Here is a 23,034-nt window from a genome sequence, read left to right as displayed (position 1 = left end):
AACCATGGCGCTCATCGTTCTTGCCGCCGACAAGGGCTCACCCGGCGTGACCACCGCGGCCGTCGCGCTCGCGGCGGTCTGGCCTCGGCGGGCCCTGCTCGCCGAGACCGACCCGGCCGGCGGTGACCTCGTCTACCGGAGTGCCGCCGCGCACGGCGGGATGCTCAACCCGAACACCGGCATGCTGTCCATCGCCGCGACCGCCCGGCGCGGGCTCGTTCCCGATCAACTCTGGGATCACGTACAGCCGTTGAGCGGCGGACTCGAAGTGCTCGTCGGGCTCGGGATCGCCGAGCAGGCCGCCGGGCTCGCCGGGCTCTGGCCCACCCTCGGCAGCGCCTTCGCGCAGCTCGCCGACTCCCCGAACGCGCCCGCCGACGTCATCGCCGACTGCGGACGCATCAGCGGGGACACCCCTGTCGTCGAGCTGTTTCCGCATGCCGCTCTCGTGCTGCTCATCTCCCGGACTGAGCCGGAAGCCATCGCGCGCGTGCGAGACCGCGCCGCCGCCCTCTCCACCAAGCTGCACGGTGGTCCGCGCGGCGCCGCCAGTCTCGCCAACCCCCTCATCGGGGTCATCCTCATCGCCGACCCGAACAACTCGGGCAAGTTGGTCAACCAGGTCAACGACATGCTCGTTCACGCGCAGACGGGTGCCCGGGTTGTCGGCACCCTCGCCGAAGACCCGTCCGGGGCCGAGCAGTTGGCCGGGCGCAAGCGCGGGCGGCTCGACAAGTCGATGCTCATCCGGTCGGCCCGCAAGGTGACTTCGGACCTGTACCAGCAGTACGGCGCCGCATGGTCCGTACCCAGCCAGGTCCAGCAACAGGCCGCCGGTCATGTGCCCGGTCAGCAGCCGGGCCAGCAGACCGGGTACTCCGGCCATGCCGGAGCCGGCCGATGACCGCTGTCGACCACTCGTTGGTCAAGCGGTTCCGGCAGGACGCCGGTGACCGGATCGCCGAGCAACGTCGACTCGACCAGACCTCCAACGTCACGCCGATGTCCGGCGAGGACGAGCGGCAGTACGCGCGTGCCGTCATAGCCCAGATCCTGGAGGACTACGCCAGGACCGAGATCAACGCCGGTCGTACGCCGCTGGATGCCGAGACCGAGGAGCAGTACGCGGCCGCCGTGCACGCCGCGCTCTTCGGCGTCGGGCGGCTGCAGCCGCTGCTCGACAACGTCGACGTCGAGAACATCGACATCAACGGGTACGACCAGGTCTTCGTCGGGTATTCCGATGGGCGGGAAGTGGCCGGGGATCCCGTTGCCGAGTCCGACGAGGAGCTCATCGAGCTGATCCAGGTGCTCGGCGCCTACTCCGGGCTCTCCTCCCGGCCCTTCGACTCCGCCAATCCGCAGCTCGACCTGCGGCTGCCGGACGGGTCGCGTCTGTCGGCCGTCATGGACGTGACCCGGCGTCCCGCGCTCTCCATCCGTCGTGCGCGTATGGGGAAGGTCTTCATCTCCGATCTTGTCGGCAACGGCACCGTGACTCCGGAAGTCGCGCACTTCATGGCCTGTGCCGTGCGCGCCCGGAAGAACATCATGATCGCGGGCGCCACCAACGCCGGTAAGACGACGCTGCTTCGGGCCCTCGCCAACGAGATCCCGCCGCACGAGCGACTCATCACCGTCGAGCGCGCGCTGGAGCTGGGCCTCGACCAGTTTCCCGAACTCCACCCCAACGTCGTGGCGTTCGAGGAGCGGCTGCCCAACTCCGAGGGCCAGGGCATGATTTCGATGGCCGAGCTGGTGCGGCGGTCGCTGCGTATGAACCCCTCCCGCGTCATCGTCGGTGAGGTCCTCGGCGACGAGATCGTGACGATGCTCAACGCGATGTCGCAGGGCAACGACGGCTCGCTCTCCACGATCCACGCCAACAGCTCGCACGAGGTCTTCAACCGTATCTCCACCTACGCGCTCCAGGCGCGTGAGCGGCTGCCCATCGAGGCCAGCCAGATGCTCGTCGCGGGCGCCGTGAACTTCGTCGTCTTCATCCAGCGGCGCAACAACTACCAGACGGGCGGGCGGCTCCAGCGCATGGTGACCTCGGTCCGCGAGGTCAACGGCGTGGACGGCCGGGTGCTGTCCAGCGAGGTCTTCGCCGAGACCCCGGACGGCCGCATCGTGCCGCACGCGCCCATTTCCTGCCTCGACGATCTGGTCGCGCACGGGTACCGGTTGCCCGGCGGGAACTGGGGGTGACCATGACGACGTACAACCATCCTTATGGGTACGGGGACATGTACTCGGCGGCGGCCGGCCCGCTCGGCTCCATGGGCGGACTGTTCTCCACCGAGGTCCTGTACTCGCTCGTGGCCGGCGTCACCGTCGGCGGCGGGCTCGCGCTGCTCCTGATCGCGATCCGCGGGCTGCCGGTCAAGCCGGAGCACGAGAAGCAGAAGGCCAGCGAGCGGGCGAACGAACTCATCCGGTTCGCGGGGCAGCGGGGTTCGCTCGCCGCCCTCGTCGGACTCGCCGTGCTGGTGCTCACCCGGTGGGCGGTGGCCGGTATCGCGGCCGGCGTCCTCGTCTTCTTCTGGGACCGTCTCTTCGGCGGCGCGGCGGAGGAACGGGCCGGTATGCGTCGCGTCGAGGCCCTCGCCTCCTGGACGGAGTCGCTGCGCGACACGATCGCCGGCGCTGTCGGCCTGGAGCAGGCGATCCCGGCGTCGGCGCGCGCGGCGGCCCCGGTACTGCGTCCGCACCTGGACGCGATGGTCGACCGGCTCCGCTCCCGCACTCCGCTCCCCGAGGCGCTGCAACAGCTCGCGGACGAGATCGACGACGCGTCCGCCGACATCATCGTGGCGGCGCTCATCCTCAACGCGCGGCTGCGCGGCCCGGGTCTGCGTCAAGTCCTGGGCGCGCTCGCCAAGTCGGCGCGCGAGGAGGTCGACATGCGGCAGCGGGTCATGGCGCAGCGGTCGTCAACTCGTCGGTCCGTGCAGATCGTTGTGGTTGTGTCGGTCGGCTTCGTCCTCGGACTCGCCATCTTCAACCGGGAGTTCGTGGAGCCGTACGGCACGCCGGTCGGACAGGCAGTACTCGCCGTTGTCTGCGGCCTGTTCGCGCTCGGTTTCTGGTGGCTGCGCAAGCTGTCGACCATCGAGACACCTGAACGTTTCCTGGTACGGGACGAGGCGTCCGTGCAGTTCGTGCGACCGGCCCGAGTGTCGACCCAAGCAGCGCCAGGACAGCCGCCGTATGGTGCTGAAGAGGGGGTAGGCCGATGAATGACTTGACCATGCCCGTACTGGTCGGCGCCATTCTGGGCCTCGGCATCTACGTTCTCGTACGGGCGTTGATGCCGTCGAAGCGGAGTGCGGTCTCGCAAGTCGCGCGTGTCGACGCGATGCGGGCGCGGGGATCGGCGTACGAGTCGGCCCACCGCACCAGAGACGCCGGCCGGATCGGCTCGTTCCGGGCCCAAGTGGGCGTCCGCGTCTCGGACTTCTACTTCCAGCAAGGCTGGGAGCAGCGCTCGTTGCGGTCCGACCTTGCTGTCCTGGACCGGAGTTGGGAGAACTTCCTCGCGACGAAGGTGCTGCTGGGGGCGGCCGGTCTCTTCTTCGGCCCGTTCCTCTTCGTCATCGTCCTGACCCTGGGTATCGGTAAAAGCCCGGCCATCCCGGTCTGGATGGCACTCCTCTTCGCGCTGATCTTCTTCTTCCTGCCCGACCTGGAAGTACGGCGGGACGCGGCCGACAAACGGCGTGACCTGCGACGCGTGATCGGGGCGTATCTCGACCTGGTGTCGATGAGCCTGGCCGGCGGCCGGGGTCTGCCCGAGGCGCTGATGGCGGCGGCGGAGGTGTCGGACGGCTGGGCGACCCAGCGCATCCGCAACGCTCTCGCGGACGCGCGTATCACCGGCACCAGCCAGTGGCAGGCGCTCGGTTCGCTGGGCGAGGAACTCGGCATCGAGGAACTCAAGGACCTCTCCGCCTCCCTCGCCCTGGTCGCGGACGACGGCGCGAAGGTGCGCGAGTCGCTCGCCTCCCGCGCGGAGACCATGCGGCATCGCGAGCTGGCCGAGATCGAGGGTAGCGCGGGCGAGAAGTCGCAGTCGATGCTCGTGGCGCAACTGCTGCTGTGCGCCGGGTTCCTGGTGTTCCTGATCTATCCGGCGGCGATGCGCGTGTTCCAGGTCTAGGTCGTTTCCAGCAGCACTGCCCAATACTCAGAATCGCTTTGAGAGGACAACTCACCATGAACGGACGGAACTTCAGCACCGGGATCCCGGAAGTGGACTTCCTGATCACCTTCCTGCAGGGACGCGTGCAGCGTGCGCGCTCCGGAGAACTGGACCGCGGTGCGTCAGCGGTCGAGTGGGTCATCATTTCTGCGGTCGTCGTGGCGATTGTCGGCGCGGTTGCCGCAATCATCAGCGCGGCGCTGGACAAGGGTGCCACCAAGGTCGGTACCTGTATCGAGGGCGCCAAGGCGAGCGGCACCTGCTGATCGCGCGTACGAAAACGGGGTGTACGGGGTCGAGTTGACGGGGTTGTTGCTCGTGGGTGGTGCAGGCAGCTGGGTACGCCGCAGGGCGGCAGCCGCACGGAAGTCGGCGTCCGCCTGCGGTGACTCCGGGATGTCGGGCGCCGGCAGGTCCGGCGTCGGCGCAGCTGACTCCCGTACGTCCGGCCCCGGCGGGTCCGGCGCCCGTGCGTCCGATTCCGGTATGACCGCGATCGAGTTCGTGCTGCTGACGCCCGTACTCTTCTTCATGATCTTTGCGACCGTGCAGTTCGCGCTGTACTTCTTCGCGGACCATGTGGCCCAGGCGGCGGCCCAGGCCGGCGCCCGCAAGGCCCGTGCCATGGCGAACGACCAGCCGGGCGCGTGGCGGGGCGAGGCGCAGGACGTGGTGGACAGCTACATCCAGCAGTTGGGTCCGAGCCTGGTCCTGTCGCCCAACGTGACGATGCTCCAGCCCGAGCAGAACACGGTCGGCGTGGAGATCACGGCACGGGTACCCACGGTGTTCCCCGGGTTCGATCTGACGGTGCACGCGCAGTCGGTCGGGCCGGTGGAGCGGTTTGTGCGGGAGGGGGAGAACTGATGAGACCGTCTTCCCGCGCGCGGAGTCACGGCGACCGTGGCCTGTCCACCGTCGAGGTGGTGATCCTCGCCCCGGTGATGATCATGTTCATCCTGGTGCTGGTGGCTTTCGGGCAACTGGTCGACGGACGCGGGGCGTTGGACGGGGCCGCGCGGGATGCGGCTCGGGCCGGGTCGATCCAGAAGGATCACGCGACGGCGATGGCGGAGGCCAGGAAGGCGGCGGAGGCCGACCTCACGGACGTCTGCTCGGGCCCGGTCACGGTGACCCAGACCAGCGTCGGCTTCGAGGCCGACACCATCTTCTCGGTCGAGGTGAGCTGCGAGGTGCGGGGCCTGGCGATGCTCGGCCTGGACATCCCGACGACGCTGACGGCGACCTTCAGCTCACCGCTGGACCCGTTCCGGAGGACAGTGTGACGCTGACGCTGAGAACGAGGGTGCCCTCTGCCGTAGGTGAGTGGTCCGCGCGGCGGTGGGCCCGAGCCCGGCCCCGACTGTCGGCCCTTCTGCCGGACCGCCTGAACGACGGCTTGGACGACCGTCTGAACGGCCGGCTGGACGACCGTGGCTCGGGCGCCGGGGCCGTGATCATCTTCGCCCTTCTCTTCATCTCCCTCTCCGCCTTCGTGATCGACGGCGGCATGTCCATCTCGAAACGGGAACGGGCGGCGGACATCGCGGAACAGGCGGCACGCTATGCCGCCCAGGACATAGACCTCGACGCCCTCTACGGCAACGCGGCGGCCGGCGCCCCCATCAACTTCCAGAACTGCGACGCCCGTGTGAAGGCGTTCGCCCAGGAGATGGACATGTCCGCGGCGGACACGGCGGCGTCCCACTGCGTGGCGGCGGACGCCAACGAGGTGCGGGTCGAGGTCCAGTTGACGTACTCGCCGGTGTTCACAGGGCTGTTCTACGGCGGGGACGTGACGGTACGGGGTGAGGCGACGGCGGAGAACGAGGTGGGGTGAGGGGAGCAGGGGGCGTGGGGCCAACGGTTGCGGGGGCTCAGCTCACTTGTTGCCGTTGCCCCGGGTGTCCTTGGTCGTCATCTTCTCGTTGACCTGCTTGGCCAGTTCGTCGTCCAGCTTCTTGAACTCGCGTACGACGGCGTCCGACATGTCGGCGAGGGCGTCGAGCTGCTGGGTGATGTCCTCGCGGCCGTCCTCCCAGTTGGACTCGAAGTCCTCCAGCGCGTCGTTCACGCTGCCGTCGCCGATGTCGTCCTTGTAGGACTCGAAGAGCTTCTTGGTGTGGTTCAGCCGGGTCTTGACGGAGCGCAGCCGGCTGCCGTAGTCCTCCAGCTCGCTCAGCGGCAGCGTGAGGTCGGATTTGCCCTTGCCCATGTGTGAGTCCCCCAGGAGCGCCTCGTAGTCTGATCGGCGTCTGACCGACGTCTGATCGGCACCGTACAACGGATCGATGCCGATATGGGCGAACGAGTGCTCGGGTGAACAAGCGAACGGGGTGGAGTGCGGACATGGCCCGCTACAGCGAAGCGCAGACGGTCGAGCGAGGTGGGTTCCGGATCAAGGTGCCCGAGTCGTGGTGGGAGTTCGACGTACGCCCCGAGTCACGGGACGACTCCATCCGGCACATGGTCGACGAACGGGTGCGGCAGCGGCCGGAGTTGGCCCCGTACCGCGACACGTACACCACCTTCCTGCGGAAGGCCGCGGCCGACGCGTGGAAGTCGGGCGCGCTGTACTGCGGCTGCATGGCGGAGAGCTTCGGCGGCGACACCCCGATCACCGGCTCGGTGACCGTCTCGATGGTCGGCGGCCGTACGCAGGACGGTACGCCCCTCTCGACCGACCCGGCGGCCATCGCGGCCCAGCTGGCGGTCAAGGAGGCCAAGCGGGAGGGCGACTCCTGGCGCAAGGTCACGACCGTCGACATTCCCGGCGTCGGCCCGGCGGCGCGTACCTACGGCATCGAGGACATCGCCGTACCGGACGACGAACTCGGCCGCACCGTCCGGGCCGTGCTGACGCAGACGTTCATCCCGGTGCCGGGCCAGGAGGGCAAGGTCGCCCTGGTGGCGGGCAGCAGCCAGGTACTGGACCTGGCGGAGTCCTTCTTCGACATCTTCGACGCGATCACGTCGACGTTCCGGTTCGTCGACCAAGGCCACCAGGCGTAGCCGCGTCCGGCACGGCCGCGTCAGGCACCGGTCGGCCGCAGCGACTGGATGGCGTTGTCGATCTCCAGGTCGATCAGCCGCTGCGCCTCGACCGCCTGGTTGTCGAACACGCCGGTGAGTTCGAGGCTCACGATCCCGTGGACCCGCGTCCAGATCAGGTTGGCGGCGAGGGCCACGCCCGGTGTGACGTCCGGTCGCTCCTGTGAACGAGCCCAGCGTCGCAGCTGTCCGTCCAGAGTGCGGTCGCCGCTGGTGCTGTCGGCCGGCGCGGTGTCCTGGTCGGCCACGGCCACCAGCATGTCGATGAGGAACGCCATCGCCTGATCCAGCGGGGTCTGCGTGGTGACCTCGGCCGGCAGATCCCCGGCCCGCTCGCCGAACAGCATCCCGTAGCGGCGCCGGTGGCGCAGCGCCCAGTCGCGGTACGCGGTGACCACCAGCCGGACCCGCGTGCGCGGGGCCTTCCTGCTGCCCTCCACGGCCTGGCTCATCGCCGCGGCGAGTTGCTGATAGGACAGGGTCACCAGGTGCGCCACCAGCGCGTCCCGCGACGGGAAGTAGCGGTAGACCGCCGGCGCGGACATCGCCATGCTCCGGGCCAGCGCCGCGATCGACAGCGCCTGCACACCGTCCGCGTCGATGATCGCGAACGACACGTCCTCGATCTCCTGCAGCGTCTGAGCCCGTAGCCGCTCGCGCCTGCCCATGGTCTGCGGTGTGTTAGTCATCGTCGCATCGTAACGGATCGTAAGGGTTTTTACGGAGCCGCCGAGGTGCGACGCCCCGTAACAATTGGCCCACGAATCGCTCTGACCTGCATTTCATGTCCGTCCATGGTTCTGCTCGCGTCGGGCTTTTTCCTGTTCGATTGAGGTGGCGCGCGCTCCCAGTCGCAGGTTACGGCTTGACGATGTCTGACGCACAGGTGCAAAGTTACGGTCATTAACTGAGTGACGAACAGTCGCAGAACCTACGAGGAGCCGACCATGTCCGAGAAGAACGCAGCCGCCGGCCCGGCCGCCCACCTGACCGTCACCGAGGTGGTCCTGCCGGGCAAGGTCGCACCGTCCGGTCTGCGGCTGGTCCAGCGCGAGTTGCCGGCCCCCGCCGGAGGCCAGGCCCTGGTGCATGTCGAGTCGACGGCCGTGTCCTTCGCCGAGAGCGCGATGCGGCGGGGCCGCTACTACGGCCAGCCCGCGTTCCCGTTCGTGCCCGGTTACGACCTCGTCGGTGTCGTCGAGGCCGTCGGCCCCGGGGTGGACCCCGCCCTGCTGGGCCGCCGGGTCGCCGCGCTGACCAAGACCGGCGGCTGGACCACGGCCGCCCTGTTGTCCGCCGCCGACCTGGTGGAGGTACCCGACGGAATCCACCCCGACGACGCGGAGACACTGATCGTCAACGGCCTCACCGCCTACCAGATGCTGCACCGCAGTGCGAAGGTACGGGCAGGGCAGACCGTGCTCATCACGGGCGCCGCCGGCGGTGTCGGCTCGGTCCTGGTGCAGCTCGCCCGGCACGCCGGCGCCCGCGTGATCGGCACGGCCGGTCCGCGCCACCACGAGGCGCTGCGTGACCTGGGCGTGGAGCCGATCGACTACCGGGATCCCGACCTGGCCGCCCGTGTCCGGGAGTTGGCCCCCGACGGCGTGGACGCAGTGTTCGACCACCTCGGCGGCGCGAGCGTCAGCCTCTCCTACCGGCTGCTCAACCGCACCGGCACGCTGGTCTCGTACAGCATCGCCGCAGCCCTCGACGACACCAGGCCCGTACTGCTCGACTTCCTGCCACTGCTGGCCAGGCTGGCGCTCTGGAACTACCTGCCCACCGGCAGACACGCGAGCTTCTACGACGTCTGGGCGGGCGCCGGCAAGCCGGACTCGGCCAAGCGCGAGGCGTTCCGGGCCCGGATGCGCACCGACCTCACCCATGTCTTCGGCCTGCTCGGCGCCGGCGTACTCACGGCGAAGATCGCCGCCCGCTTCCCGCTGTCCGAGGCAGCCGAGGCCATGCGGCTGGCGGAGTCCTCCAGCCGCCCGGCCGTCGGCAAGATCATCCTCGTTCCCTGAGGTGGGGCAGCGCCTACGCTGTGGCGTGCGGCTTCCGCGGGGGAGCGGGAAGTACGTCGGGGCGGGGAAGCGCGGCAGAGTGGGGACGTAGGTCGTCGAAGGAGGTTCGACGACCAGGGAGATTCGGTGCTGGAATGCTGGGACTGCTGGGCTTCTACGACGAGTTCGAACCCGACACCCGTACCCGTCCCGGTGGGCCGAACGGATCGATCCACGACGCAGTCCAGCCCTTCGGCGAGCCGGACGAGGCCGACATCGTGGCCTATCTGGACGCCGGTCACGTCCTCATCGACGTCATGGAAGCGGGGCACGACGTCCTCACCGGGAGCGCGCACCGTCACTCGGCGGGCTGCTCGTCGCCGGTCACCGACGGCACCTGGCTCTGGCGCAAGGACTTCCCGCACTACGTGGAAACGCACCACGTCCTGCTCCCCGAGGCGTTCGTCGAGCATGCGCGAGGCCTCGACCACCGGATGCCGGCCCTCGTCACCGCGCGGTTCGCCCCCCACTACGACGAGACCATGCCCGTGGTCGGGTGGGCCTCAGCCGTCCCGTGGCGATCGACCGAGGCCGTGCTCGAACCGCGACCACGAGTAGTGACGGGCAAAGCCGAGTTCGACGCGGCGCTCCTGGCCGGGGAACGAAACCGACCGCAGGGCAACTGGGGCAGGCCTCGCAAGCCGAGACGAACGTGAAATGTGTGAAGTACCGCTGAACGACTTCCAGTCGTCTTCGCGTCGAATGGCTGTTCCTTGTAGGTTCGCGTGTGCATACGGTTGTCGGTGACGCGCACGTGACGGGGGTCGTGGGATGGCGGGGTATCGGCCGGCGGACTGGCATGTGCTGGATCTGGACAAGGACCCGACGCCGGGTGATCCGGACCGGGTGCGTCAACTGGCCCGTACGCTGCATGACTTCGCGGACGATGTCGCGGATGCTCTGCGTCTGGTCAAGGGGATGGCGTCGGAGAACGAGACGCTGGAGTGGGCGGGCAGGACCGCTGAGGTGTTCCAGGACGAGTTCTCGGATGTGCCGAAGAACCTGAAGAAGCTGAAGAAGTCGTACGACCTTTGCGGTGACGCGCTGGTGGCCTACTGGCCGAAGTTGGAGCGGGCGCAGGCTCTGGCCGACAGGGCGTTGGCGAAGGGGCGGGAGGCGCAGGCGGATCTGTCGTCGGCCAAGTCCCGTCTGTCGTCGGCCGATTCGTGGGTGACGCGGGCGGCGAAGGAGTCGGACAAGTACAAGGATGATCCGACGGGCAGCAAGTCGGCGGAGAAGCCGGACGAGGCGAAGGTCCGGGCCGCGACCCGGGACGCCCAGCATGCCGAGTCGGCCCGGAGCAGCGCCCAGTCGGATGTGAACGGTGCGCAGTCGGCTCTGGACGCGGCGAAGAAGATGGCCGAGGACGCGCGCAGGATGCGTGAGGACGCGGCGGGCGAGGCGAAGCGGAGGATCGACGAGGCGTCGGACGCCGGTATCCAGAACCGGAGTTGGTGGGAGGACGTCGGGGACTGGTTCGTCGACAACTGGGACACCATCGTCGCCGTCTGCAAGATCGTGGTCACGGTGGTCGGCGTTGTCGCGATGATCATCGGGGGGCCGATCCTCGGCGCGATCGTGCTGATCGCTGCTCTGGTCGTGCTCGCGGACACGCTCTACAAGTATTCCAAGGGACAGGCGTCCCTGTGGGATGTGGGGTTCGCCGCGCTCGACTGCATCCCCGGGATGAAGGGGCTGACGACGCTCGGCGGACTCGCCAAGGGCCTCAAAGGCGGGATGGTCGCCCTGAAGGGTCTCAAAGGCGGCTTGAAGGGCATGGCCGCCGGTCTGCGGGGTCTGAAATCCGCTCGTGGTCTGATCGCGGACGGGGCCAAGGGAGCGTACAACCGGATGAAGAGCGTGATCCGGGTGAAGGGCAGCGACCCGGTGGACATGGCCACCGGCGCGATGTTCCTGCCGCTGACCGACGTGACTCTGCCCGGTGTGATGCCGTTGTCCTTCAGCCGCCGTGTCGCTTCGGACTACCGTTGCGGCTGGTGGTTCGGTCCCACCTGGGCTTCTACGATCGACCAGCGCCTCGAGACCGACGGCGACGGGATCGTGTTCGTCACCGAGGACGGCATGCTCCTCGAATATCCGCATCCTGAGGTCTCGGAACGTCCCGTACGGCCCACGAACGGCCCCGACTGGCCGCTGACCGGTCTCGACGGCGGCGGCTACCGTATCGACGACCCTCTGACCGGCCACGCTCGCCATTTCGGCCGCCCCAGCGACGGCGTCGCCCTGCTGTCCCGCATCGTCGACCGAAACCAGAACACGATCACCTTCGACTACGACGACGACGGCACCCCTCTCGCCATCCGGCACTCAGGCGGCTACCACCTCAAACTGGCGACCAGCGAGGGACGTGTCACGGTCCTGAGTCTGGCCGGTGCCGCCGAGGACGGCACGGACCTCGTCGTCAAGCGCTACGGCTACACCGCGGGCAACCTGAGCGAGACGATCAACTCGTCAGGTCTACCGTTCGAGTTCACCTACGACTCACGACTGCGCGTCACTTCGTGGACCGACACCAACCGCAGCCGCTACGCCTACGTCTACGACGACCGGGACCGCTGCGTCGCCGAGGGCGGCGAGGCCGGCCATATCAGCATCACCCTCGACTACGACGGCACCGACCAGGCCTGGCCCGGTGCCAGGATCACCACGCTCACCACGGCCGAAGGCGCCGTAACCCGCTTCGTGGTCAACGACAACTGCCAGGTCATCGCCGAGATCGACCCCCTCGGGAACGTCACCCGGACGGTCTATGACGCACGCCACCACGAACAGTCCGTCACCGATGCCCTCGGCCGCTCGATCAGCTACACCCGCAACGAACTGGGACAGCCGCTCACCATCACCTACCCGGACGCGGCGACCGCGCGCTTCACCTACGACGACAGCCACAACAGACCGACCGAGGTCGTCCACGCCGACGGAAGCGTGTGGCGCAGGGAGTACGACGAGCGGGGCAACTGCACCGCGGTCGCCGGGCCCAGCGGTAACACCGTGCGGTACACCCACGATGACTTCGGGCGGCTCACCTCCGTCACCGACCCCCTGGGCAACGAGACCCGGATCGAGGCCAACGGCGCGGGACTGACCAAGACGCTGACGGATCCCCACGGCACGCACGAATGGCGTCGGTACGACGCCTTCGGCCGGGTCCGCGCGGTCGGAGACTCGACGGGGAGTGAGGCGCACCTGTGGTGGACGGTGGAGGGAAAGGTCGCACGATGGCTCGGTCCGGACGGGGCCGAGGAATCCTGGGAGTACGACGGTGAGGGCAACTGCGTCCGGCACACGGACGCGTGTGGTGGGGTCAGCTCGTACGAATACACGCACTTCGACATGCTCGCGGCCCGGACGGGCCCGGACGGGGCACGCTTCGCCTATGAGCACGACGCCTCTCTGCGGCTGACCAAGGTCACGAACCCTTCAGGGCTGACGTGGACGTATTCCTACGACCCGGCCGGGCGCATCGTGTCCGAGTCCGACTTCGACGGCCGTGTCCTGCGCTACGAACACGACGCGGTCGGTCAGGTCGCGGCCAGGGTGAACGCTCTGGGCCAGAGGATCGCCTACGAGCGCGACCTGCTCGGACAGGTGGTGGCGAAGGACGCCGACGGCGCCCTCACTCGCTATGAGCACGACGCCATGGGCCGCCTGTTGACCGCCGCGGGACCGGACTCCACGGTAGGCCTGGAGCGGGACCGTCTGGGACGGATCGTGGCGGAGCGCGTGGACGACCGTCGGTTGCTCTTCGCCTACGACGACCTTGGCCGTCGGACCCGCCGCGTCACTCCGACCGGCGCGGTGTCGGAGTACGCCTACGGCACCCATGGGCGCCGTAGCGCGCTGACCACCGACGACCACACGGTGCGCTTCGGGTACGACATCGCCGGGCGGGAGAGCAGCCGTGAGGTGGACGCGTCACTCACCGTGCACAGCCAGTGGGACGCGTCCGGTTCTCTAATCGAACAGACGGCGGACACGCCGCGGGGAACGGTGCAGAGTCGTCGGTTCACCCATCGGCCCGACGGTCATGTCGTTGCCGTCGACGACCTGCTGAACGGACCGCGTCGCATCGATCTGGACCCGATGGGCCGGGTCACCGCGGTCAACGCCGAGAACTGGTCCGAGACCTACGCCTATGACGCGGCCGGCAATCAGACAGCCGCCGCCTGGCCGGACAGCCACCCCGGTGCGGAGGCCAGGGGCCCGCGAACCTACACAGGTACTCGTGTGACCCGGGCCGGAGGCGTGCGCTACGAGTACGACGCAGCGGGACGCATGGTGGAACGTCGTAGGACCCGCCTGTCGCGCAAACCCGAAGCATGGCGCTACACATGGGACGCCGAGGACCGGCTGACTGCCGTCGTCACGCCCGACGGGACTGTCTGGCGCTATCGGTACGACGTTTTCGGACGCCGGTCCGCCAAGCAGCGGATGGCGGCCGACGGCACGTCCGTCGTGGAGGAGACACGCTTCACCTGGGACGGCGACACCCTCGTCGAACAGACGACCATCGGCGCCGGGCTTCCGCACCGGATCACCGTCACCTGGGACCATGACGGCCTCCATCCTGTCGCCCAGACCGAACGCCGGGCGGACGCGGCGACCCAGGAGGAGATCGATTCCCGGTTCTTCGCCATCATCACCGACCTCGTCGGCACCCCGACGGAACTGGTGGACGAACAGGGCGATGTCGCCTGGCGGTCCCGTTCGACGTTGTGGGGCAACACGTCCTGGCCGAAGCGGAGCACCGCGTACACCCCTCTCCGCTTTCCCGGTCAGTACCACGATCCCGAAACCGGGCTGCACTACAACCGGCACCGCTACTACGACCCCGACAGCGGTCGCTACGTCTCGCCCGACCCCCTCGGACTGAGCGCGGCGCCACACCCCACGGCCTATGTGGCCAATCCCTGGGCGGGCACGGATCCCCTCGGGCTGGCGCCCTACGAGCCTTTCTACCGGGTCATGTCCGAGAAGGAGTTCTCACGGCTCGGTCCCAACGGCGAGATCACTCCCCGAGGTGAGAACTTCGTGACACAGGAACCCGACTACGTCACCGGGATCGCGGAGCGATTCGCCCGCCGAGGGGGAAGGAACGCGCAGAAGTACACGCATCTCGTGCGCTACGAGATGGAGCCCGGTACCAGAGACGCGCTCATCGCAGCTGGTCGCGGCTCGGGCGACAACATCGCCGCCATCCGCGAATCGTTCGGCCTTCACCTGGACGAGATCGGAGAGAGCACCGAGTTTGTGCATGTGAAGCTGGAGCGTGGCGGGTTGAACTTCGGCCTGCGCGAAGGATCGGCCGACGTGTTCAATTCGAGAATTCTTAGAATGACGCACGAACTGCTGTGACCCGACGAGCGTCGGAACAACAACGTCGGAGCAGAGCATGGGAACAAGGGGACAGGACGAATGTCAGATGACGCGGTGGCCGACGACGTGCTGATGGAGCGTGCGGACAGCATCCTCGTCGGCCGTGGGTACGTTGGCCGGGAGAGAGCCGTTGAAGTGGCGGTGGCGGTGCCCGAGTCGCGCACCCGCGTTCTCGACTGGCTACGGAACCTTTCCGCCGACGGAGACTGGCGGAGGTTCGAACGGCTCGCGGGAGTGGCGGTCCACCTGCATCCGGACGGGCTGGCCCCGATCCTGGTGTCTGCGCTCACCTCGGACATGCCGGGCGTGAACGTGGAGGATCTGGTCGACATGCTCGGCGAGCTGCGGGCCCCCGAGGCGGTGGAGGCGATCAGCTCCCTCGTACAGAGGCGGAGAGACTCCGACGGGCCTCTGTATGCGCTGTGCGTCAAGGGAATCCAGTCGCTCGGGGAGATCGGCACCCCTGAGGCGAACCGGTTCCTGAAGGGCATCGCCACGAGTGAGCCGAGCGTATGGCCCGCCCCCCTGAGGTGGCATGCGGCAGAGGAACTGGGCATCGAGGACGAGCTCGGGTTCGACGAGGACGAGATGCTCGGCGGGATGTAGGCCGCCAGCTTGTACGCCGCGCCCGCGCACCGAGGGTTCGGGCAGCTTCGCCGAGTACGCGATCCTGGACACCCTGACATTCGTGCCGTTCCGCGATCCGCCGCCGTGGTTCAAGTGGCGGAAGATCGCGTCAAGGATGCTGGACAAGCTGGAGACCTGGCGGCTGGAGTGCACGTACGCGGTCGGTGACGCCTGGAAGGCCCTGCGTAGACGTCGCTGACGGAAGAGGAGTGGCGGCCACCGCCACCACCGTTCGTGGGCGCGCGGCCCTGCACGGCAGGCGCGACACGTGTCGTGCGCGCCTGCCGCATTGCGGCCTTTCAGTCCTGCGGTGCGACGCGGATACGGTTCCCGTCAGGATCGGCGGCGACGAAGGTCAGCCCGAATCCCGCGTCATGAGGCTCGCGCAGGATCCTGACCCCGTTGGACTTCCACTGGTCGAAGGTCGCGTTGACCTCGTCGGCTCCACCGTCGACGACCAGGCACACCTCGCCGGTGCGCGGGGCGTCCGGCGACAGATCCTCGGACTGGCCGGACCACAGACCGAGGTCAGCGCCCGGCCCGAGGTCGAAGGTGATGTATCCCGGAGTCTCGAACGAGGGGCTCATACCAAGGAGGCCGCCGTAGAAACGAGCTGCGGCGGGGGCGTCCTTCACGTAGACGATGGACACGACGGATGTGGTCATGGGGAAGTTCCTTCTCGCAGGTGGTAGGTACTCATCCACCAGCCTGGCCGGGATATGCGCCACATCGTGTCGCAATTCGCTGAGAAAATTGATGGGTGACCCCAGACCGCTTCTTCACCCTGATGCTGCTCCTCAATTCGAGGGAAGCCGTGACCACACAGGAACTCGCCTCAGCGCTCGGGGTGTCGCTTCGAACCATCACCCGAGATCTGAACTGGCTCCGCGACGCCGGTCTGCCGGTGACCGCACACCGGGGCCGCCTCGGAGGCGTGACCATGCTGCCCGGGTCCGGATCCGGACTCGACCTCACGCGACTCACACCGGGCGAGCGTGATCATCTGTCGCTCACCGGGCTGGACGAGAAGCAACGTGCGGAGATCGACGCATCGGTCGAAAGCCGGCGTGCGCTCTCCAAGATCGCCGCTGCACAACCACGTCGAGTTGATGAGCTCCTGCCGCTCGCCGACGTGGTGCACGCGGACAGTCGTCCCTGGCTCCGGGCACGAACTTCCGGCACGACTCCGGCTTCGCTGATCGGCCCGGTGCGGCGAGGTCGCCGACTCCGGATCGAGTACGACAGCACACGCGAGTCCGGCTCACGCGACCTGGTCGTGGATCCCTACGGGCTGTTCGCCAAGGCCGGCATCTGGTACCTCGTCGCCGACTGTGCCCGAGAACCACGGATGTACCGACTCGAACGGATCACGACGTGGAACGAAGTCGACCAGCCACGACGGATCCGCGAGAGCCAGACCCTGGTCACCGTCGCCGCAGCGCTCATTGATCAGTGGGAGCACAACCACGTGATAGAGGTCAGTGTCACCATCGACCGGACCCAGATCGAGCGAGCGCAACGGATCTTCGGCCTACGACTCGTCCGGGACGACGACGATGAATCCGCCACCGGTCGCAGGATGACGATCCGCTTCCTGCATCTGGAGGACGTGCGAACGCTACTGCCGTTCGGGAACACCATCACGGTGCACGGCCCCACCGAAGTCAGGGCCCACCTTCGCGACCTCGCCGCCGGTCTCGCCCACCACTATGCGCCGTCACCAACGTCAGGAAACCCACCAGAGGCGAGCGAGCGGGAGGTCAGGCGGTCGGACGCGCTGTGTCCGTCTTGAGCACCTCGACGAACGCGGCGAAGGCCCGGGCCGGGAAGGTGAGGGAGCCGTGGGCGGGGTCTTCGGAGTCGCGTACCGCGAAGGACCCCGCGGGTTTCACGCGCACCCTTCAGCGTGTGCTGCACATCCCGATCCCCGAGCCTCGTGACTTCGCGGTACTGAACGCCGATCTGACCGAGATCGAGCCGACCGAGCGAGTCAACTACTTCGAGGAATGCTCGGACCTTGGGCAGCTCGACATCTGGGCCCGGCGGGCGGTCGGCGCGACGAGTGCGGAGGATCTGTTCGTCGACGGCGCCGTCTGATCCCGGAGGGTCGCCCGGATTGTGTGGGGACCGTGAGGACTGTGTCGTGGCGGCGACGGTGGCAGGTCTGGGTGCTGGGCGATATCGGTGCTCTTCAGTTGGTCCAACTCGGACTTAGCGGTCGGTAATGGGTGGGCTTCCCGCGTCGGGGAACCCCGCCCGCTGCCCAGCCCCCTACGCCCGAAAGAGGATCCCGATAAGCTCAGCACACCCCCCATGTCCCGCTTCCACCCCACACGACACGAACCCAGGACACCCGCCATGCCGCGACGCAGCAATTCAAGCCGGACGGGAAGCCCCTCGGGCGGCAGTAGCAGCAGCAGTAGTAGCAGGACGGACGGGTCGCCGGAGCCCAGGAACCGCACTCCGCAGCCCCTGCCGAGGCGGCGGCGCAGCTTCGGGGACTTCGTCAAGGCGTTCTTCGCGTTCGTCGCCCTCGTCGGGCTGCTCGTCGGGGTGCCCTACGCGCTCGCCGTGGTCGTCGGCTGGCCCTTCCCGGACGGGTCGCCCTCCCTGGACTGGCTCCAGGAAGAGATCACGGTCAAGACCTTCCTCGGTGTTCTCGGCGTCATCGTGTGGATCGCCTGGGCCCAGTTCACCGCCTGCGTGCTCGTCGAGGTGAAGGCCGCGCTGTCCGGGGTCGGGATGCCGGGGCGGGTGCCCGGGGCCGGGCCGAGTCAGCTGCTGGCCCGGCAGCTCGTCGCCGCGCTGCTGCTGGTGGGTGCGACGGCCGCCTCCTTCACGCCGGGGCTCTCGCAGCTCGGGCACAGCATGGAGGGGAACCAGCAGGGCACCGTCGCCTCCGCGCAGGCCACACCCGGCGGTTCGCTCAGCGGGATGTTCGCGCAGCAGCAGGAACAGGCGGCCAGTACCGCCGCAGCGCTCGGCCATCAGGCCGCCACCGCCTCGAGTCACGCGGAGGTCGGGGGGCCGTCGGTCAAGGCCGAGGACACCAAGTACTACCGGATCCAGCCGCCCGAGGGCCGTCACCACGACTCCCTCTGGGAGATAGCGCAACGCCACCTCGGCGACGGGCGCAGGTACGGCGAGATCTACCAGCTCAACAAGGACCGTGTGCAGCCGGACGGTTCGCGGCTCTCCGAGGCCAGTCTGATCCGCCCCGGCTGGATCATGCAGATGCCCGGCGACGCCCGCGGCGGCGACCTCGTCGAGATGCCCACCGCGGGTTCCGACGCCGGCACCAGCGCTCCCGACGCCGGTTCCACCGTCACCCCGCAGGTCGCCCAGCAGATCAACCAGTACGCCCAGACCGGCGACCACGCGCAACAGGCCGGCGGCGGTCAGCAGCGCGGCACCGCCTCCCTCGACACCAACACCACCCGCATCGGCCTCCCCCAGCAGCGCCCCACAACCGGCGCCTCCGAGGCCACGCCCGCCGTACAGCAGGAGCAGCAGGAGCGGCACGGGCAGCACGCGGCGGCGGAGACCGCCACCTCCGCCGAATCCGACTCGGGCTTCTCCTTCGGCCTCCCCGAAGCCCTGGTCGGCGCCCCCCTGCTCGCCGCCGGTCTCCTCGGCGCCCTCGGTCGCCGGCGCCGGCAGGCCCTGTGGCAGTCGGCCCTCGGCGCGGTCGGCGGACGGCGCGGTATGGAGCCGCCCACGCCGACCGGTGCCGCCGCCGACGCCCAGGACGCGCTCCTCATCGGCGCCGACCCCGAAGGCGTACGCCTGCTGGACCGTTCACTGCGGGGCCTCGCCGCCTCCCTCGCCGGAGAGTCCCGCCCGCTCCCCACCGTCTACGCCGCCTGGCTCAGCAACGGTGACCTGCATCTGCAGCTCGCCCAGCCGGCCGGGAAGCCGCCCGCCCCGTGGCAGGTCGGGCAGGACCAGACCTTCTGGCTGCTGGCCAGGACCGACGCCGAGCGCTACGAGGATGTCGACACCGCCGCCCCCTACCCGGGCCTCGTCAGCCTCGGGACCATGGACGACTCGCGTCTGCTGCTCAACCTGGAGTCGGTGCCCGGCATCGTCTCCCTCAGCGGCAGCGAGTCCGACCGGGCCGCCGTATTCGCCTCCGTCGCCGCCGAGTTGGCCACCAACGGATGGTCGGACCGCATGACCATCACCCTCGTCGGATTCGGCCAGGACCTCACACCCCTCGCCCCCAACCGGCTGCGCCACCTCGACGGCATCGAGGCACTCGTCGAGACGATGGAGGCCGAGACCCGGCAGCGGCGCGGCGCGCTCGGTGCCGCAGGCCACGACTCGGTCCTCACCGGCCGTACCGGGCCCGCCCAGCACACCCGTTGGGCCCCGCACCTCGTCCTCCTCGCCGCCGAGCCGTCCGCCGACGACGCCGTCAAGCTCGCCGAACTCGCCGCCGACGCAAGCCGGTTGGGCATCGGATACCTCGTCGGAACCGACAGCGGCGATCTGCCGGGCGCCGCCTGGGAGCTGGAGATCACCAGCGAGGGCAAGCTCCTCGCGCCCCTCCTCGGGCTCGAACTCGACGCCCAGGTACTGCCCGTCGCCCAACAGCGGGCGATCGTCGAACTGTTCGTCGACGCCGACCCCGAACACGCCCCGGACGCACCGGCGACGACGCCCCCCTTCCTCGTCGACATCAGCGAGCAGGGGCGCCCGGCGGTGTACGCCCGGCTCGTGGGCCCGTACGAGATCATCGGGCTCGACACCCCGGACGGAGAGCGCAGCCCACTCCAACACGAGGCGCTCGCCCTGCTGTTGCTGCACCGCGAGGGTGTCCACCCGCGTGTGCTCGCCTCGGCGCTCTGGCCGCGCGGTGTCACCGACGACGTACGCGAGGCGCTTCTCGACCGGCTGCGCGTCTGGCTCGGCAACGACCCCGACGGCACCCCCCGTCTCGCCACCGACGCCAACGGGCGCCTCACGCTCGCCAAGTCGGTCGTGTCCGACCTCGATGTGCTGCGCTCCCTGTATCACGAGGCCACGCAGGGCAAGGGTGTCGACAGCCGGGTCGTACGCGGCCGGCTCCTCACCGACGCGCTCGTGCTGGTGCGCGGGCCGCTGCTCGCCGACCGCGCCGAGGGCCGTTACGGCTGGCTCACGCACGAGATCATCGACGCCCAACTTCCGCTGCTGGTCGCGGACATCGGGCTCGCGCTCGCCGAGTTCCACCTGGTGAAGGACCGGGCCGAGCGGGCCATCGAGGCGCTCACCGCCGCCCTCAACTCCGCCCCCGGTGACGAGCGGCTGTGGCACGAACTCCTGCGCGCCACGCACGCCACCGGCGACACCGCCAAGCTCCAGCAGGTCGCCGCCGACCTGATCCGCCGCAGTGGTGCGCGCGGCCTGCCGCCCCGTACCGAGGCGCTCCTCGACGAGCTGCTGCCGACGTGGCGTGACGGCAGCGCGGCCGCAGGATGACCATCGACCAACTGCTCGTCGTGGCCGCCGCGTTGTGGGGTGCGGCGGCCGGGACACTCGTACCCCGCGCCGCCTACCGGTTCTCCGTCCCGCCCGAGGAACCCTGGCGTGACAGCTGCCCCCAGGGCCACCCCCTGGGCGGCCGGCTGGGCGGCCGGTTGGGCCTGGCGCGCTGCGCGACCTGCGCCGGTACGGGCAGCGGCAGGGAGCGGAAGGACGCCCGGCGCCTCGTGACGGGCGCGGCCGGTCTCTCGTACGGCGGAAGCGGGGGGAGCGACGGGGTCACGAACGCGTCGTACGGACCCAGCACCCCCCTCCTCGCCCTCGCCACCGCGCTCGTGTGTGCCGCGCTCGCCGCCGCGACCGGTACCCGGCCCGAGCTCGGTGCCTGGCTGCTGCTCGCGCCCGTCGGGGTGCTGCTCGCGGTCGTCGACTTCCGGGTGCAGCGGCTGCCCGACCCGCTGACCCTGCCGCTGGCCGCCGCCGCCCTCGTCCTGCTGGGCGGGGCCGCGCTGCTGCCCGAGCACGCCGGCGACTGGCTCGTCTCCCTGCTGGGCGCCCTGGCGCTCGGGGGCGCGTACTTCGTGCTCTTCCTCATCAGCCCGGGCGGGATGGGCTTCGGCGATGTGAAGCTCGCCCTCGGGCTGGGGGCGATCCTGGGCTGGTACGGCTGGGGGAGTGTCGTGCTCGGCACCTTCGCCGGGTTCCTGTTCGGTGGCCTGTATGGTCTCGCCCTGGTCGTCGCGCGGCGCGCCGGGCGCAAGACGTCCATCCCGTTCGGCCCGTTCCTGATCGCGGGCGCCTTCGTCGGGGTGCTGATCGGGGCGTACGCGGCCTGACGCGAGCCCACTACCGGCGGGCGTCCGCGCCCTGACCTGAGGCGCTGACCGGGCGGGCCTACGCGGTCTGCGTGGCCTGGCGTGAGGCGGGGTGGGGCGCTGACGTAGGCTGGAACGGTCCGCCTCACGCCTGCCGAAGGGACGCCCGGTGACCGAGAACGCCGCCCCCATGTCGTTTGATGTCACAGCCGTCCTCGACCGTGCCGCCGCAGGCGAGCGGATCACCCCCGAAGAGGCACTCCACCTGTACCGGGACGCCCCGCTGCACGCGCTCGGCTCGGCCGCCGACACCGTACGCCGCCGCCGGTACGCGGGTACGGAGCACATCGCGACGTACATCATCGAGCGCAACATCAACTACACGAACGTGTGTGTCACGGCGTGCAAGTTCTGCGCGTTCTACGCCGCCCCCAAGGACAAGGCCAAGGGCTGGACCCGCGATCTCGACGACATTCTGCGCCGGTGCGCGGAGACCGTCGAACTCGGCGGCACGCAGATCATGTTCCAGGGCGGCCACCACCCGGACTACGGCGTCGAGTACTACGAGAAGCACTTCGCCGCGATCAAGGCCGAGTTCCCGCAGCTCGTCATCCACAGCCTGGGGGCGAGCGAGGTCGAGCACATGGCCCGGATCTCGAAGGTCTCGGTCGAGGAGGCGATCACCCGGATCCACGACGCCGGTCTCGACTCCTTCGCCGGCGCCGGCGCGGAGCTGCTCCCCGCGCGCCCCCGTAAGGCCATCGCGCCCCTCAAGGAGTCCGGCGAACGCTGGCTGGAGATCATGGAGACCGCGCACGGGCTGGGCGTCGAGTCGACGTCCACCATGCTCATGGGCACCGGCGAGACCAACGCCGAGCGCATCGAGCACCTGCGGATGATCCGTGACGTACAGGACCGGACGGGCGGCTTCCGCGCCTTCATCCCGTACACCTACCAGGCCGAGAACAACCACCTCAAGGGCCGTACGCAGGCCACGATCTTCGAGTACCTGCGCATGATCGCCATCGCGCGTCTCTTCATGGACAACATCGCCCACATCCAGGGCTCGTGGCTCACCACGGGCAAGGAAGCCGGCCAGTTGTCCCTGCACTACGGCGCGGACGACCTCGGATCGATCATGCTGGAGGAGAACGTCGTCTCCAGCGCCGGTGCCAAGCACCGCTCCAACCGTATGGAGATCATCGACCTGATCCGCAAGGCGGGCCGCGTCCCCGCCCAGCGGGCCACGACGTACGAGCACATCGTCGTCCACGACGACCCGGCGAACGACCCGGTCGACGAGCGCGTCATGTCCCACATCTCGTCCACCGCGATCGAGGGCGGCACGGCCCACCCCGAACTGAAGCTCCTCGCCAGCAACTGAGCACCGGCCACTGACCAACGGACC

At 69.1% G+C, this 23,034-nt stretch carries 23 protein-coding genes; 19 read left to right on the top strand and 4 right to left on the bottom strand.

The features are described 5' to 3' along the window. The first annotated feature begins 4 nt into the window (after window positions 1-4). The 8 genes from PV734_RS14795 to PV734_RS14760 all read left to right on the top strand — a co-directional run bounded on the left by PV734_RS14795 (window position 5) and on the right by PV734_RS14760 (window position 6,044). Complete coding sequence (locus tag PV734_RS14795) at window positions 5-904, top strand: hypothetical protein (RefSeq protein ID WP_319289763.1); 900 nt, start codon at window positions 5-7, stop codon at window positions 902-904. Further along, window positions 901-2,211 carry a CpaF family protein gene (locus PV734_RS14790; RefSeq protein WP_319090519.1) on the top strand — a complete coding sequence of 437 codons (1,311 nt, stop codon included), beginning with the start codon at window positions 901-903 and terminating at the stop codon, window positions 2,209-2,211. The genes PV734_RS14795 and PV734_RS14790 overlap by 4 nt, the downstream gene beginning before the upstream one ends. A gap of 71 nt (window positions 2,212-2,282) precedes the next feature. Next, window positions 2,283-3,242: a type II secretion system F family protein gene (locus PV734_RS14785; protein ID WP_319289910.1), complete on the top strand. Its 960-nt coding sequence runs from the start codon at window positions 2,283-2,285 to the stop codon at window positions 3,240-3,242. Beyond that, entirely contained in the window at window positions 3,239-4,162 is a 924-nt protein-coding gene (locus PV734_RS14780; RefSeq protein ID WP_319289761.1) for a type II secretion system F family protein, read from the top strand. The genes PV734_RS14785 and PV734_RS14780 overlap by 4 nt, the downstream gene beginning before the upstream one ends. A gap of 56 nt (window positions 4,163-4,218) precedes the next feature. Next, window positions 4,219-4,470 (top strand): hypothetical protein, encoded by a 252-nt coding sequence (locus PV734_RS14775; protein ID WP_319289759.1) that lies wholly within the window; start codon window positions 4,219-4,221, stop codon window positions 4,468-4,470. 220 nt (window positions 4,471-4,690) lie between these two features. Beyond that, window positions 4,691-5,071, top strand: coding sequence for a TadE family protein (locus PV734_RS14770; protein WP_319090516.1), 381 nt, complete (start codon window positions 4,691-4,693; stop codon window positions 5,069-5,071). Further along, window positions 5,071-5,490, top strand: coding sequence for a TadE/TadG family type IV pilus assembly protein (locus tag PV734_RS14765; protein WP_319090515.1), 420 nt, complete (start codon window positions 5,071-5,073; stop codon window positions 5,488-5,490). The genes PV734_RS14770 and PV734_RS14765 overlap by 1 nt, the downstream gene beginning before the upstream one ends. 113 nt (window positions 5,491-5,603) lie before the next feature. Next, window positions 5,604-6,044, top strand: coding sequence for a pilus assembly protein TadG-related protein (locus PV734_RS14760; RefSeq protein ID WP_319090514.1), 441 nt, complete (start codon window positions 5,604-5,606; stop codon window positions 6,042-6,044). 42 nt (window positions 6,045-6,086) lie between these two features. Here PV734_RS14760 and PV734_RS14755 read toward each other — a convergent pair whose 3' ends face one another. Further along, window positions 6,087-6,419: a hypothetical protein gene (locus tag PV734_RS14755; protein ID WP_319090513.1), complete on the bottom strand. Its 333-nt coding sequence runs from the start codon at window positions 6,417-6,419 to the stop codon at window positions 6,087-6,089. Between the two features lie 134 nt (window positions 6,420-6,553). Here PV734_RS14755 and PV734_RS14750 point away from each other — a divergent pair, with 134 nt between their 5' ends. Further along, complete coding sequence (locus tag PV734_RS14750) at window positions 6,554-7,216, top strand: hypothetical protein (RefSeq protein ID WP_319090512.1); 663 nt, start codon at window positions 6,554-6,556, stop codon at window positions 7,214-7,216. Window positions 7,217-7,236: 20 nt separating this feature from the next. On the opposite strand, the gene PV734_RS14745 is transcribed toward PV734_RS14750, so the two are convergent. Continuing rightward, on the bottom strand, window positions 7,237-7,944 hold the full coding sequence (locus tag PV734_RS14745) for a TetR/AcrR family transcriptional regulator (RefSeq protein ID WP_319090511.1): 708 nt from the start codon (window positions 7,942-7,944) through the stop codon (window positions 7,237-7,239). 258 nt (window positions 7,945-8,202) lie between these two features. On the opposite strand from PV734_RS14745, the gene PV734_RS14740 reads away from it, so the two are divergent. The 5 genes from PV734_RS14740 (at window position 8,203) to PV734_RS14720 (ending at window position 15,544) form a co-directional block, all read left to right on the top strand. Continuing rightward, entirely contained in the window at window positions 8,203-9,282 is a 1,080-nt protein-coding gene (locus PV734_RS14740) for a medium chain dehydrogenase/reductase family protein (protein WP_319289757.1), read from the top strand. Window positions 9,283-9,416: 134 nt separating this feature from the next. Further along, a complete protein-coding gene (locus tag PV734_RS14735) occupies window positions 9,417-9,977 on the top strand; it encodes a hypothetical protein (protein WP_319289755.1) in 561 nt (186 codons plus the stop codon). Window positions 9,978-10,092: 115 nt separating this feature from the next. Next, on the top strand, window positions 10,093-14,697 hold the full coding sequence (locus tag PV734_RS14730) for an RHS repeat-associated core domain-containing protein (protein WP_319289753.1): 4,605 nt from the start codon (window positions 10,093-10,095) through the stop codon (window positions 14,695-14,697). Window positions 14,698-14,757: 60 nt separating this feature from the next. Beyond that, window positions 14,758-15,324 carry a HEAT repeat domain-containing protein gene (locus tag PV734_RS14725; RefSeq protein WP_319289751.1) on the top strand — a complete coding sequence of 189 codons (567 nt, stop codon included), beginning with the start codon at window positions 14,758-14,760 and terminating at the stop codon, window positions 15,322-15,324. 82 nt (window positions 15,325-15,406) lie between these two features. After that, the gene (locus PV734_RS14720) at window positions 15,407-15,544 is read left to right on the top strand and encodes a hypothetical protein (RefSeq protein ID WP_319090507.1); all 138 of its coding nucleotides are present in this window, start codon (window positions 15,407-15,409) and stop codon (window positions 15,542-15,544) included. Window positions 15,545-15,644: 100 nt separating this feature from the next. Here the strand turns inward: PV734_RS14720 and PV734_RS14715 are convergent, their stop codons facing one another. Then, window positions 15,645-16,010, bottom strand: coding sequence for a VOC family protein (locus PV734_RS14715; protein ID WP_319090506.1), 366 nt, complete (start codon window positions 16,008-16,010; stop codon window positions 15,645-15,647). Window positions 16,011-16,105: 95 nt separating this feature from the next. Here PV734_RS14715 and PV734_RS14710 point away from each other — a divergent pair, with 95 nt between their 5' ends. Next, complete coding sequence (locus tag PV734_RS14710) at window positions 16,106-17,137, top strand: helix-turn-helix transcriptional regulator (RefSeq protein ID WP_319289749.1); 1,032 nt, start codon at window positions 16,106-16,108, stop codon at window positions 17,135-17,137. Here PV734_RS14710 and PV734_RS14705 read toward each other — a convergent pair. Next, window positions 17,106-17,237, bottom strand: coding sequence for a DUF397 domain-containing protein (locus PV734_RS14705; protein WP_319090504.1), 132 nt, complete (start codon window positions 17,235-17,237; stop codon window positions 17,106-17,108). The genes PV734_RS14710 and PV734_RS14705 overlap by 32 nt on opposite strands. Before the next feature lie 16 nt (window positions 17,238-17,253). Here PV734_RS14705 and PV734_RS14700 point away from each other — a divergent pair, with 16 nt between their 5' ends. The 4 genes from PV734_RS14700 to mqnC all read left to right on the top strand — a co-directional run bounded on the left by PV734_RS14700 (window position 17,254) and on the right by mqnC (window position 23,010). Beyond that, on the top strand, window positions 17,254-17,442 hold the full coding sequence (locus tag PV734_RS14700; RefSeq protein ID WP_319289920.1) for a hypothetical protein: 189 nt from the start codon (window positions 17,254-17,256) through the stop codon (window positions 17,440-17,442). A gap of 261 nt (window positions 17,443-17,703) precedes the next feature. Beyond that, window positions 17,704-20,808 carry a BTAD domain-containing putative transcriptional regulator gene (locus PV734_RS14695; RefSeq protein ID WP_319289747.1) on the top strand — a complete coding sequence of 1,035 codons (3,105 nt, stop codon included), beginning with the start codon at window positions 17,704-17,706 and terminating at the stop codon, window positions 20,806-20,808. Next, window positions 20,805-21,647 carry an A24 family peptidase gene (locus tag PV734_RS14690; protein WP_319289745.1) on the top strand — a complete coding sequence of 281 codons (843 nt, stop codon included), beginning with the start codon at window positions 20,805-20,807 and terminating at the stop codon, window positions 21,645-21,647. The genes PV734_RS14695 and PV734_RS14690 overlap by 4 nt, the downstream gene beginning before the upstream one ends. Window positions 21,648-21,816: 169 nt before the next feature. Further along, entirely contained in the window at window positions 21,817-23,010 is a 1,194-nt protein-coding gene (mqnC, locus tag PV734_RS14685) for a cyclic dehypoxanthinyl futalosine synthase (protein ID WP_319090500.1), read from the top strand. Window positions 23,011-23,034 lie beyond the last annotated feature (24 nt).

Origin of the sequence: Streptomyces sp. AK08-02 (assembly GCF_033795085.1) — a bacterium.
Classification (GTDB): Bacteria; Actinomycetota; Actinomycetes; order Streptomycetales; family Streptomycetaceae; genus Streptomyces; species Streptomyces echiniscabiei.
Note: the sequence above shows the minus strand (reverse complement) of the source record. Positions and strands in the feature narration are given on the sequence as shown.